Origin of the sequence: Serratia sp. AXJ-M (assembly GCF_046531865.1) — a bacterium.
GTDB lineage: Bacteria > Pseudomonadota > Gammaproteobacteria > Enterobacterales > Enterobacteriaceae > Serratia > Serratia liquefaciens.
This window is the reverse complement of the sequence record NZ_CP059394.1, coordinates 3698154-3710697: the sequence shown is the minus strand read 5'-3', so window position 1 is coordinate 3710697 and position 12544 is coordinate 3698154. Positions and strand designations below refer to the sequence as shown.

Here is a 12544-nt window from a genome sequence, read left to right as displayed (position 1 = left end):
ATCGGGAATGAGTTGCACAAGGGAAGGAATGAAATGCATCTGGCAGCGCATGAGTTGCCGTTTTAGGGGGTAAAAGGGGATGAAATGCAGCTGATGCCACGTGATCTACATCAAGAATATCAGCGATTTATTGTAAATCATCGGTGCAAGATTGTGGGTAAATTGTGAAGGATGTGTGCGAAAGGCGTAAATGGGCACTGTTCCTATAGAGCGGCGGCGGGCACAGGCCTATGTTAGCGGTGAACGGACGGGTTCCGCTTTGCAGGAGTCGTTAAGATGAAAAAAACAGTGTTGTTACTGGCCGCACTGCTGTCGCTGCCGTTAGTGAGCCATGCGGACGTGTCCATCGGTGTGAATGTGCCGGGGCTTTCGTTGCATATCGGCGATCGCGATAATCGCGGTCACTATTGGGACGGCGGTCGCTGGCGCGATCCACGCTGGTGGGCTGAACATCGTGGCTATGAACGTCCGCGTGGCTATTACTATGGCCCACCACCGCGGGTGATCTATTACGGTCCGCCACGGCGCGAATGGCGCGAACGCCCGCATTACCGCATGCCGCCTCCGCCACCGCCAGGTTATTACTACGGGCCGGGGCCACGCTGGTAGCCGCTGGCGATTACAGGCGCATCAGCTTGCGAAACTCTTTGACCTTGCTGCGGCTGACCGGCACTTCAAAATCGAGGTCGCTCAGCCGCAGAATATAGGTGTTATTGAACCAAGGGACGATCTCGCGAATTTTTGACAGGTTGACGCAGTAGGAACGGTGGCAGCGGAAGAAATGCTCCTCGGGCAGGCGGCCGTAAAATTCGGTGATGTTCATCGGCATCACAAACTCTTCGCGCCGGGTGTAAACCCGCGTCACTTTCTCATCGGCGGCGGCATAGTAAATGTCGTTGATGTCGGTAACGATAATCCGCTCGTCTTTGATCAGGTTAATGCTGTGGCTGCTGCGGTTCGGTGCGCTGGCCTGTTCCGGCAGGTTGGCCGGGCGGTTATGCAGCGCCTCCAGCTTTTGCAGCATGGTGACGATGCGTGCCTCGTGATAGGGCTTGAGGATGTAGTCAAACGCTTCGATTTCGAACGCTTCCACCGCATGTTCTTTATAGGCGGTGATAAACACTATTGAGGGCCGGTGCGCAAATTTGCTGATGTTTTGCGCCAGCAGTACGCCGTCCAATGACGGAATATTGATGTCGAGGAAAATGGCGTCGACCTGGTGGTTTTGCAGGTATTTCAGCACGTCCAGCCCGTCATCGAAGGTGGCTTCGATGACGATATTGCTGTGTTTCTTGATCAGATAACTGAGCTCCTCCTGAGCGAGAAACTCGTCTTCGACAATGATGGCTTTCATGATGGCTCTCCGGCTGGCAGCGCGCTGTTATCCACCGGCAGTTTGCCGCCGTTTTTGCTGATGTAAAAGGCAATCTCGGTGCCGGGTTCCAGACGGCGAATTCGCAACCCTTCGCCGTACAGCAGGGAGACGCGATGATGCACGTTCAGCAGGCCGATATTGTGCCCAGGCATCTCATTGCGGGCGACGCGTTCGATGACCTGCGGGTCGATACCGTGACCGGTATCTTTGACCGAAATCCTGACTCGATCGCCCTGATCTTTCACCGCAATCACCACTACCCCTTTGCCCTTGCACGGTTGAATGCCGTGCACAATGGCGTTCTCGACCAGCGGCTGGATCAGCAGGCTGGGAATACGCACCGAGATGTCGTCATCGATATCATAGATCACCGTCAGCTTGGCGCCGAAACGCGCCTGTTCGATGGCGATGTAATCCTGGATTTGGTGCAGTTCCTTGCGGATGTCGATCAACTCGTCGTTCAGCTCCAAATTATAACGCAGGTAGCGCGACAGGTTGATAATCAGCTGACGAGCGGTGTCCGGATTGATGCGGATCGAGGACGAAATGGCATTCAGGGCGTTGAACAGGAAATGAGGATTAATCTTGCTCTGCAGGGCGCGCATTTCCGCCTTGTCCGCCATTTGACGCAGATGCTCAATACGCGAGACCTCCATTTGGGTGGAGATGATCTGCGACAGACCGACCGCCATCACCTTCAGCGTATTGGTGATCTGGTGGGCGTGGCAGTAGTAAATTTTCAGCGCGCCGGTCACTTCTCCCTTTTCCCACAGTGGGATCACCAACTGCGAGTGGATCTGCGGCGTGGCCGGGTTTTCCAGGTTATTTTTGATGATGATCTTGCCGTGCCGGATGCTTTCGCGGGTGACGCGACTCAGCCCTTCACGCCCAATGGGGTATGCCTCTTCGCCCACGCCGACGTAGGCCAGCACCTGGTGGGTATCCGTGATGGCCACCGCATCGGCCTGAATGTCATGACGAATGATGTCGCAAATGGTGGCCAGCGTTTCGCTGTTGATATTACGGAAATAGGGCAGCGTTTTGCGGGCAATATCCAGCGCCAGCTTGGCTTGCCGCGCGGCAATCACTTCTTTTTCGTCTTCCACGCTCTGCACCAGCAGTACGATCAGGCCGATGCACACCGTGCCGAGGATCATCGGCAGGGCGATTTTGGAGACAATATCCAGCCCCAGCTCGGTCGGCTTGGCCCACAGCACGATCAACAGCATGGTCAGGCATTCGCACAGCATGCCGCCGACGATCCCGGCGCGCCAACGCTGCTCTTTCTTCACCTTCAGGTTGATATAGCCGGCGCTGATACCGGCAATGATGCTGGTGATCAGACAGGGAACCGAGGTGATACCGTCGATATCAATCAGGTAGCGGTGCACCCCGGCGATAATCCCAGTGACTATCCCTACCCAGGGGCCGAACAGGATGCCGCCGGCCATGATGGCGATCACCCGCACGTTGACCAGCGAGCCTTCCACGTTGACGCCTGAATAGGTGCTGAACAGCGCAAACAGCGAGAAAATGGCGGTGACCATGCCCAGTTCAAGCGGCGTATGGTCCTCTTTTTGCAGCAACTGGCGGAACAACCGGGTGCGGGTGAGGAAAAACAGGCAGATCAGCATCAGCGCTGCGCGATCGAATACCGCTAACAGCATTTCAAAAAAAGGGTGCACGACGGACTCTCGCTGCGGCGGAAAGATAGGGCGGAGTATATCACAGCGGATTGGCCCCGTGGCGGCCGGCGGCGCACCACGGGGACGCGGTTATTTGATGCCTAACTGTTCTTTGCCGAGTGGGGTCAGCAGGTCGACCGTGGCGCGCCCGTCGAAATCCACCTCGAAATCATCGGGGGCGAAGTCCGGCGGTGTTTTGCCGCTCATAAAACTGGGCAGTTGGCGTTGCAGGTAAGCGTCGTTCTTCTCGCAGCCCGGTGCGGCGGCGATGTACATCACGTTGCTGTCGAACTCGCCGTTATGCTCGTTTTCCACCGCATGGATCACGTCGCAGTGCCAGAACACCGTGTCGCCCGGTTCCAAATCGGGAATAGGGGAAACCCCACTTAATAAAAGGGGATGCCATTTTTCGGAGATCGACAGCGCCCGGCCTGGTGCGGCATCGCACAGATCGTCATCCGCGACGTCATCCTGCAGCGCACGCAGCAACACGTAGGCCATGGCGTTGGCAATCGGCACCAGGTTCAGCGTGCCGGCGTGGGTGCGCTGCGGCGTTAATGCTGTCCAGCCCTGGAAGGTGCGGAACATCGAACACACCGCCGGTGACGCGATTTCACGAACTGCGGTGCGACCATCGGCGGCAAAGGGATCGTAAGCCTGCCAGTTGCCTGAGAACACGTGACGATAGACGTAACGGAAATTCTCATCCAGCCAGCGTTCGATGGTGCCGCTGTCGACGTGCGGCGACAGGCCGAGCGAAGAGGAATTTGGCGGACGGCGGCGGGTGCGATCGGCATAGGTGGTAACGCGCGTCGGGTCAAAGTGCTTTTTGCCGTTACTCTCGGTTTCCCACAGGTTGTTGAGGAACACCTGCACTGCGTGCATGCGCGCGTCCTGACGCGCTTCCACCTGCGGTTTTGACCAGTAAATACCGTAGATTTGCGGTTTGCTGGCGGCCAGTTTACCGAAGTAGTTATCTTCGGCAGCGCCTTTCAGGCGTTCAACGAAGTTGTTGCGCTCAAGGTAGTTGCCAACTTCCCGGTTCCAGGCTTCGGCTTTATCGCGAGGAAACACGCCGCGGATGGCGCAGGCACCACGCTGTTTGATCAAGGCTTTTTGCTGCTCGCTGACGCGTTGCTGCAGAATATCTTCGGCATCAATTTGCGGCACCGGGTTCTGACCGGCGGCCAGTTCCTGGCGAATTTGTTCAACCTGCTGGCGGATGTTGTCTTCCAGCGCCAGAAAGGTTTCGCGGTAATTTGGCAAAGCCTGTCGCAATTGCCTTTTAACGGCGGTAATGGCGCTGGGAATATCGTCAATCAGTAAGGAAGCCATGGTGTTCTCCTCGCGCTGCCGCTGGGCAACGACGGACGGTTGTAGGGGACCGGGTAAGGCGTTATGGTTTTGTTGTTTTGACGTTAATGATTATCTGAATTTAATAGAGGAAAATAAAGGGATATCTTTCATTCGTAACTTCCTCATTTTCGTTTTTCGGAGATTTTAGATGAAACTGGTCACTGAACGTTTGACCCTGCAGTCGATAACGGCCAACGATTGGCCGCTGTTTCTGCGCTTGTATCAGGATCCCGAGGTGATTCGTTATATCGCCGATCCGCTCAGTGAAGCAGAAATTCGCACGCGCTTTGAAGCCAGACTCCCCGTCTGGGACAAATATGGGGAGCAGTGGTTGTGCCTGGTAATGCGAGAAAAGACCAGTGGAGAAGTGGTAGGGATGACCGGTTTTCGTCCGCAGTGGTTACCTTACCAACAGGCGGAAGTGGGCTATGGCAGTTTGCCGTCCGGGCAGGGCAAGGGCTACGGCAAGGAGTCGTTGCGGGCGGTGCTGGATTTCGGTTTTAACGCCTGCGATTTTCATAAGCTGACGGCCACCGTGACCGAAGGTAATATCGCCTCGCGCCGACTGCTGGAGTCATGCGGTTTCTTGCTGGAGGGGACGTTGCGCGATAACTACCGGCTGGCGGGGCAATGGCGCGATGACTGGCAGTTCGGGCTGTTGGCGAGCGAGTTCAGGGCCGGTAAATAAAAATATTGCGCGAGGTATCGACAAGCCTGCCGGGGCTGAGATATGTTCAATATCCGGTCAATCGACAGATTGGCCAGCGTCGCTCGGATGGTCCGGGCGCTAACGTCACTTTGAGGTCCCTATGGCTGATAATAGTCCGCAACGCCGTTTCACGCGTATTGAACGTCTTCCCCCTTACGTATTCAACATCACCGCCGAACTCAAGATGGCTGCACGCCGTCGCGGCGAGGATATTATCGATTTCAGCATGGGCAACCCCGACGGGCCGACGCCGCCGCACATTGTGGAAAAACTCTGCACCGTTGCGCAGCGTGACGACACACACGGCTATTCTACCTCGCGCGGTATCCCGCGTTTGCGCCGTGCGATTTCACGCTGGTATGCCGACCGTTACCAGGTGGAGATCGATCCCGAAACTGAAGCCATTGTCACCATTGGTTCGAAAGAAGGCCTGGCGCACCTGATGCTGGCGACGCTCGATCATGGCGATACCGTGCTGGTGCCGAACCCGAGTTACCCGATCCATATTTACGGTGCGGTGATCGCCGGCGCGCAGGTGCGTTCTGTGCCGCTGGTGGACGGCGTGGATTTCTTTGGTGAGCTGGAGCGCGCCATTCGTGAAACCATTCCGCGTCCGAAAATGATGATCCTCGGCTTCCCGTCGAACCCTACCGCCCAGTGCGTTGAGCTGGACTTCTTCGAACGCGTGGTGGCGCTGGCCAAGCAATACGACGTGCTGGTGATCCACGATCTGGCTTACGCCGACATCGTTTATGACGGCTGGAAAGCGCCGTCGATCATGCAGGTGCCGGGTGCCAAAGATATCGCGGTAGAATTTTTCACCCTGTCGAAAAGCTACAACATGGCGGGTTGGCGCATCGGCTTTATGGTCGGCAACCCGGAGCTGGTCAACGCACTGTCACGCATCAAGAGCTATCACGACTATGGGACGTTCACCCCGCTGCAGGTCGCCGCGATTGCTGCGCTGGAAGGCGACCAGCAATGCGTGCTGGATATTGCAGAACAGTATCGCCAGCGCCGTAACGTGCTGGTCAAAGGGCTGCATGAGGCGGGATGGATGGTGGAAAATCCGAAAGCTTCGATGTACGTTTGGGCCAAAATCCCCGAGCCTTATGCGCATCTCGGTTCGCTGGAGTTTGCCAAACGCCTGTTGGCGGAGGCCAAGGTCTGCGTATCGCCAGGCATCGGCTTTGGCGATTATGGCGACACCCACGTGCGTTTTGCATTGATTGAAAATCAGGATCGTATCCGCCAGGCGGTTCGCGGTATCAAAGCGATGTTCCGTGCTGACGGGCTGATCAAGCCGGCCAAGAGCAGCACCCCGGCTGCGACCAAGTAATGCCTTCAGGCCGGTGCATTCGCGCCGGCTTTTTTCTTCCCGCTAAGGTTTTCTTCATTATTTACCCACTATGATCCAATAAGATTTTCTTTATTTATTTGGAAGCCTGTATGGGTAATCGTTACGCAAAATCGCAAATTGTATTGCACTGGCTGACGCTGCTGATGGTGATCCTCACCTACGCGGCGATGCTGCTGAAGAACTCGGTACCGGATGATCTGGCGTCGCTGGTAAAAAATCTGCATTTTAACTTTGGCCTGGCGGTCTTTTTGCTGATGTTCATCCGGCTGGGATTACGTCGGCGTTATGCTACGCCGGCAACCACACCGCCGCTGGAAGAGTGGCAGGAATGGGGCGCAAAAATCTTTCATGCGTTGCTCTATCTGCTGTTTCTAACGTTGCCGGTGTTGGGCGTACTGACGCTGGCTTACGGGGGAAAGGAGTGGGTTTTGCTGGGCTGGCAGGTCCCGCAGTTTGTTACGCCAGATCCGTGGTTGCGCCGGATAATCAAAAGTACGCATGAGACCCTGGCCAATACCGGTTACTTTATTATTGGCGCGCATGCGTTGGCGGCGCTGTACCACCACTATCTGCGTAAGGACGATACCTTGCGCCGCATGATGCCGGGGAAATAGCCGGGGAGCAGAAACAACAAAGGGGCGCTGGTGCGCCCCTTTATCTAAATTCCCGGTCATGCCTTGGTTATGCAACCATCAGCATAAAGGTGCCAATCCATGTCACCAACATGAATGAAACGCCCATAACAAAATATTTCACTGAACAACTCCCGTTTGGAGTCCCTCGCAAGCCAATGATCCCGATTGTTGTGCTGAGTATTTTGTGGGTAGTCCAGGGCAAATAGGCGGATCCTTCAAAAGGAAGAACAACGTCCTCGGCCACGGATTACCCGGTCGTCGCGCTTCATAGTCCTTGAGGTAAAACATGAACCACGACAGGATCGGCGCTAATGTACTCCCATTGCCAGCCTGATTACAATACTGTGTTTTTGATCACATTTTTTGGCGATTTATTAACCAGTGCTAACTGTTTTTAAACGATTTTTGTTTCTAACCATGGGATGTATTTTTACGGAGGCAAAATGATATCCTGAGGCATGCGGTTTTTAAAAAGAGATGATTTAACATGTTGATATTAAAAAAAATATATTATCTTTGTCCATTGTTCTTGCTGTTCACACCCTTACCTTCGTTTGCCAGTAATGCACTATGGCGGGTGGTTAACAATCTTTGTGTTTTTAATTATCAGCAGCTTGGCTCAGTTTTCCCCTGCGAGAAAGTTTATTTAGATGAAGGACGGGCGAAAGGCTATGCGATAGTTCGCGATCTTGAAACCCGTTATCATTATTTACTGGTTCCAACATTAAAATTAAAAGGCGTCGAAAGCCCAGAATTGCTATTGCCCGCCACACCAAACTATTTTTCTCTTGCTTGGCAAAATCGTCACGTGCTGGATCATGTTTATGGTAAGCCGCTACCGCGTAATGCTTATGCCTTGACTATAAACTCTCAGAAAGGTCGCACACAGGGGCAGTTGCATATTCATATTGCGTGCCTTAAACCGCATATTCGACGTAGTATCGACAGACAACTTCCAAGCATAGGGGAGGATTGGACGGAGCTTTCTGATAATCTGGTTGGGCAACATTATCAGGGGAAACGTATCAGGCAAGAAGACTTGGTGGGGATTTATCCTTTTATGCAAATTGGTAATCAGTTGGCCAAAAACAGTGGTGAAATGAGAAAATTTGGTGTTGCCGTTATACCCGTGACGTTCGAAAATAAGCAACAAGGCTTTGTTTTATTGGCGGACGAAGCCGGGCGAGTAAAAAACAATACCGGACATACTGAGAATCTCCTTGATTTTACTTGTAGAGGTTTTGCCAGGTAGGTGCGCGTTCAAGCCGTGTCAGCCGGGCCGGATGTGACGATAAAACAAAAAATCTTTTTATCTCACCGGTTCATGAATTTCTTCTTTTACGGTTAATCAGAGGATTAGCCCGCTGACGCGGGCCTTATAATTATGCTTGCTGTGATGTTATGAAAAGGGATCAGGCGACGGCGTTGGCGCCGGTCAGCAGGATGACCCAGAAGACAAGGCACGACAGCAGAATAACGGTCCAGATATTGCGGCGACTCCACTCCATTTTTAGCCTTCACTTTTTGCTTTTGGTGATTCGGTAACGAACACATCGGCGAAAAGTGAAGAATATTTAGCCCCCGACAAAAATATTTTTCTTAACCCCGACAAACTTCTGCTACCGAGGTCTGGACTTCATAGCCCAACAGGTAAAGCGCCTGTTCCAGCGCTTCCACCTTTGAGGCATAGGCCACATCCAGCAGGCGATCCATCTGGCCGGCGTTAAAGCCCAGTTTGCGCGCCAGATCGGCTTTGGAGGTGGCACTGGCCAGCATAATGTTATGCAGTTCAAGTTTTAGCTTCACCAACACCGGCAGGTGGATAGCCAATTCATCCGGCAGAGCAGGGGAAGGGGCAGGCACCGTACGGCCTTCTTCCATTTCCATGGCGATGGCAAGCAGCAGGCTTTCCTGCGCTTCCAGCTCGATATCTTCACGTTTATAGCAGGCGGCCTGCTGTTCAGGAAAATCGCGAAAGTGAATCTGCCAGGCGTCGCTTTCGTTATCGAAGGCGTAATGGGCGGGGTAGTGGCAAGACATGGCATTTCCTGTTTGGGCCGGGAGAGATGTGGCATTGTGACCGCTTGCCCCGCAGATAGCCAGCGGCGACGCGCCTAACCGGCCTTACGTGCCAGGAACCCTGAGGGCAGCAGCAGTGCGCACAGCAGCCCTAACAGGCTTATCAGGATCAGCCAGCGTTCGACAGGGCCGGGATGGTAGTTATTCACCACGCTAAGTCCATACAGTATCAGGGCAAGCGGCCAACCGAGCGTGCCGATGTCGTTGAACCGAAAGGCGGTTCGGGCGACAAACCACAGGGTTAACCCTATCCAGCCCAGCGACCACAGCATTATGCACAGCAGGTAGACGAACACCGCAAAAAACTCGCCGATGTCGCTGTGTGCGTAGACACGAAACCGATTTTCATCCAGATAGGGCGACAGATAGGACAACAAGATCAGGCCAGCGGCGAAAATAAGCATGGAGAAAAGGTAGGTGCGGCGAGTAATACATTTTTTAAAGGTGTTTTTAGCGATCTGTCCGAGAGAATCCAAAATTACACTCCGTTGTATCAGTCATTGCCGACGGGAAGAGCCGCTAAAAAAGCAGCGTAGGGGGCTTTGCGTCGAGTCAAAATGAGAGTTTATCTCATTTAATCAAGGTTTAGGTTTTTGTCTGTATCGCGGACTTACCCTAAGTGGTGCTTTGTTTCTGTGCTTTGCATCACATTTCGAAAATACTTCGACTTGTTGCTCTGTGATGAGCGACATAATCCAGTTTGTTCGCACCCGACAATGGATTAACATAACTCACACTTATCACTGGCCTGGCTTATATGGATATCCGATGCGTCATTTAGTTGTTCTTCTCCCTCTGCTTACCTTACTCACTGCCTGTAGCAGCGGGCCGAAGTCGACCCCGGCCGTGCCTCAGGACAACGCCGTAAAAGGAGGATTCCTGTTGACGCCGGCGCATTCCGGTCAGCCGTTGGGCGGCGATTTCGCCAATAACCCGAACACCGCCCGCTTTATCGATAAAATGGTGCGGGAGCATGGTTTCGATCGCCAGCAACTGCATGACGTATTGGCGCAGGCCCGTCGGCTGGATTCCGTGCTGCGGCTGATGGATCGTCAGGCGCCGACGCCAAGCACCCAGGGACCGACCGGGCCAAACGGCTCCTGGTTGCGTTATCGTAATAAATTCATCACCCCGGACAACGTGCAAAACGGCGTGCAGTTCTGGAATCAGTACCAGGACGCGTTGCAGCGTGCCTATCAGGTTTACGGCGTGCCGCCGGAGATCATTGTCGGCATTATCGGCGTTGAAACCCGTTGGGGCCGCGTGATGGGTAAAACCCGCATTATCGATGCGCTGGCGACGCTGGCCTTCGACTATCCGCGCCGCGCCGACTACTTTGCCGGCGAGCTGGAAACCTTCTTGCTGATGTCGCGCACCGAAGGGGATGACCCGCTGGAGCTGCGAGGTTCATTCGCCGGGGCAATGGGTTACGGTCAGTTTATGCCGTCTTCTTTCAAGAGCTATGCGGTTGACTTCAACGGTGACGGTCACATCAACCTGTGGGATCCGGTGGATGCCATCGGCAGCGTTGCCAACTACTTTAAAGCACACGGTTGGGCCAAGGGCGAACCCGTGGCAGTACAGGCAAATGGCCAGGCGCCAGGGTTGGAAAATGGGTTTAAAACCCGCTATACCGTCGCCAGTCTGGCGGAGGCCGGGTTGAGCCCACAGGGATCGCTGGGCGACAATCAGGAAGCCAGCCTGCTGCGTCTGGATGTTGGCACCGGTTATCAGTATTGGTACGGCCTGCCAAACTTCTACACCATCACTCGCTACAACCACAGCACCCATTATGCGATGGCGGTTTGGCAGTTGGGTGAAGCGGTGGGCCGGTCGGCACGCGGCGGATTCTGATGCCGGATCAGCAATGAAAAAGGCCGCATAAGCGGCCTTAGTTAGATGACAAACACCCGAAAAGCGTGGTTTTCGGGTGTTTGGGGAAACCCTGAAGACCGAATCCTTTGTTTCTAGGAGCGCACAAAACATAACGTTTAAGTGCAGAGGATTTTGTCAGCAGTCAGAGGCCGCATAAGCGGCCTTTTTTACATCGGTGACAATCAGAAATCGTAGCGCAAACGCACCAGAGTCATGTCGCCGAGGTTATCGGTGCTGGACGTCAGTACGTGTTCCACGTCCACACGGAAACCGTAATCAAACTGTACCGTCACGCCAAGACCGTTATCGATACGCTGATAGTTGCGGCCGGTTACGTACTCAAGACGGTCACCCATAAAGTACGGCATCACGGATTTCACCGCATATTGGCCTACTGGCACAGTATACCCCGCCAGATATTCAATCCCCCAGGCATCGCCGGCGAAGTAGTCGTTAACGTTGGCTTTTTTGGTGGTCAGGAAGTTGTTGTACCAACCGCCGCCGAAGGTCAGGGTCCAGTTGTCCGGCTTCCAGCTGATCGCCGTACCGACAATATTCTGATCGTAATTTTTCGAGCCGCTGGTGGAAGGATTGCGCATCTCGGCGCGGGTATAGTTCCACGCGGTACCCCAGGTCAGATCCGGTGTCAGATGGTAGTCCACGCCCAGTGAGCCGCCGCCCTGGCGTTTATAGCGCAGACCGTTGCCCGGCAGGTATTCGCCATCGCTGAACAGGTAAGAGGCATAAACATCCGCATCGCCGAAGCTGTTTTTGTACTTCAGCATCTTGCGTGAACGGTAGGAACCGTCGTAGTCGCCGTTGATGCCGTTGCCTGGCGCCTGAGCCAACATGTCATAGTCCCAGATATCGGTTTTGGCACCGACCACGTCATAGTAAATGCTGTTTTGCTGGCCGAAGGTCAGTTGCCCCCAGGTTTTGCTTTTCAGGCCGGTGTAGAGCATACGGCGGCTGGTGTCATTGGCGCCGTCGGCGTAGTGGTTATCCCAGTTGAACAGCGCAGGAATATTGACACCCAGCTCGTAATAGCTGATCCAGCTAATATCGTCGAACAGGTAGTAATCGGCGGCAAAGCGGAAACGGGTACCGCCGTCGAAACCGTTACGTTTGTAAGAGCCCTTATCGCCATCGCCGGTCATATTGTTGAACTGCGGGCGGATGCTGCCGCCAACGGTAAAGTTAAGACGGCTCAACGGATCGCCGGCCTGCGGGTCTTGCTTCAACAATGTGATCTCAGCCTGGGCACCGAAAGAAGCACTGCCAACGACCAGTCCCAGAGCAATAGCCTGAGTTAATGTGCGCAATTTGTATGTCATTTTTTATCCCTGTGTATAGATTGCCAACCTCTCCGAAACCCTCTGGCATCAGTGAGTTGCCCAGGCTGTTTTCTGAGCGTTTTCATTGTTTTTTGGCGTGAGTAAAGCGGAACGCATATGTAACACAATGTGCGTC

At 54.1% G+C, this 12544-nt stretch carries 13 protein-coding genes; 6 read left to right on the top strand and 7 right to left on the bottom strand.

The features are described 5' to 3' along the window. Positions 1 to 276: 276 nt before the first annotated feature. Positions 277 to 609: a DUF2502 domain-containing protein gene (locus H0S68_RS17375; protein ID WP_122079940.1), complete on the top strand. Its 333-nt coding sequence runs from the start codon at positions 277 to 279 to the stop codon at positions 607 to 609. A gap of 10 nt (positions 610 to 619) precedes the next feature. Here H0S68_RS17375 and H0S68_RS17370 read toward each other — a convergent pair whose 3' ends face one another. The 3 genes from H0S68_RS17370 to H0S68_RS17360 form a co-directional block, all read right to left on the bottom strand. Then, positions 620 to 1354, bottom strand: a complete 735-nt coding sequence (locus H0S68_RS17370) for a LytR/AlgR family response regulator transcription factor (RefSeq protein ID WP_020827947.1) — start codon at positions 1352 to 1354, stop codon at positions 620 to 622. Further along, a complete protein-coding gene (locus H0S68_RS17365) occupies positions 1351 to 3042 on the bottom strand; it encodes a sensor histidine kinase (RefSeq protein ID WP_041415550.1) in 1692 nt (563 codons plus the stop codon). The genes H0S68_RS17370 and H0S68_RS17365 overlap by 4 nt, the downstream gene beginning before the upstream one ends. 108 nt (positions 3043 to 3150) lie before the next feature. After that, positions 3151 to 4395, bottom strand: coding sequence for a DUF1479 domain-containing protein (locus H0S68_RS17360; RefSeq protein WP_410528872.1), 1245 nt, complete (start codon positions 4393 to 4395; stop codon positions 3151 to 3153). A gap of 169 nt (positions 4396 to 4564) precedes the next feature. Here H0S68_RS17360 and H0S68_RS17355 point away from each other — a divergent pair, with 169 nt between their 5' ends. The 3 genes from H0S68_RS17355 (at position 4565) to H0S68_RS17345 (ending at position 7099) form a co-directional block, all read left to right on the top strand. Then, positions 4565 to 5104 carry a GNAT family N-acetyltransferase gene (locus H0S68_RS17355; RefSeq protein ID WP_201896166.1) on the top strand — a complete coding sequence of 180 codons (540 nt, stop codon included), beginning with the start codon at positions 4565 to 4567 and terminating at the stop codon, positions 5102 to 5104. A gap of 121 nt (positions 5105 to 5225) precedes the next feature. After that, positions 5226 to 6464 carry an alanine transaminase gene (gene alaC, locus H0S68_RS17350; RefSeq protein ID WP_020827943.1) on the top strand — a complete coding sequence of 413 codons (1239 nt, stop codon included), beginning with the start codon at positions 5226 to 5228 and terminating at the stop codon, positions 6462 to 6464. A 110-nt stretch (positions 6465 to 6574) separates the two neighbouring features. Next, positions 6575 to 7099 (top strand): cytochrome b, encoded by a 525-nt coding sequence (locus H0S68_RS17345; RefSeq protein WP_020827942.1) that lies wholly within the window; start codon positions 6575 to 6577, stop codon positions 7097 to 7099. A 67-nt stretch (positions 7100 to 7166) separates the two neighbouring features. Here the strand turns inward: H0S68_RS17345 and ypdK are convergent, their stop codons facing one another. Next, the gene (gene ypdK / locus H0S68_RS17340; RefSeq protein ID WP_104410986.1) at positions 7167 to 7241 is read right to left on the bottom strand and encodes a membrane protein YpdK; all 75 of its coding nucleotides are present in this window, start codon (positions 7239 to 7241) and stop codon (positions 7167 to 7169) included. A gap of 366 nt (positions 7242 to 7607) precedes the next feature. Between ypdK and H0S68_RS17335 the strand changes: the two genes are divergently transcribed. Next, complete coding sequence (locus H0S68_RS17335; protein WP_130015423.1) at positions 7608 to 8372, top strand: CDP-diacylglycerol diphosphatase; 765 nt, start codon at positions 7608 to 7610, stop codon at positions 8370 to 8372. A gap of 347 nt (positions 8373 to 8719) precedes the next feature. Here the strand turns inward: H0S68_RS17335 and H0S68_RS17330 are convergent, their stop codons facing one another. Both H0S68_RS17330 and H0S68_RS17325 read right to left on the bottom strand, forming a co-directional pair. Continuing rightward, positions 8720 to 9160: a hypothetical protein gene (locus H0S68_RS17330; protein ID WP_130015424.1), complete on the bottom strand. Its 441-nt coding sequence runs from the start codon at positions 9158 to 9160 to the stop codon at positions 8720 to 8722. A 74-nt stretch (positions 9161 to 9234) separates the two neighbouring features. Beyond that, positions 9235 to 9675, bottom strand: coding sequence for a hypothetical protein (locus H0S68_RS17325; protein WP_048762965.1), 441 nt, complete (start codon positions 9673 to 9675; stop codon positions 9235 to 9237). Between the two features lie 292 nt (positions 9676 to 9967). Between H0S68_RS17325 and mltB the strand changes: the two genes are divergently transcribed. Next, the gene (mltB, locus tag H0S68_RS17320) at positions 9968 to 11053 is read left to right on the top strand and encodes a lytic murein transglycosylase B (RefSeq protein WP_048762966.1); all 1086 of its coding nucleotides are present in this window, start codon (positions 9968 to 9970) and stop codon (positions 11051 to 11053) included. Between the two features lie 203 nt (positions 11054 to 11256). Here mltB and H0S68_RS17315 read toward each other — a convergent pair whose 3' ends face one another. Further along, entirely contained in the window at positions 11257 to 12408 is a 1152-nt protein-coding gene (locus tag H0S68_RS17315; protein WP_130016443.1) for a porin, read from the bottom strand. Positions 12409 to 12544 lie beyond the last annotated feature (136 nt).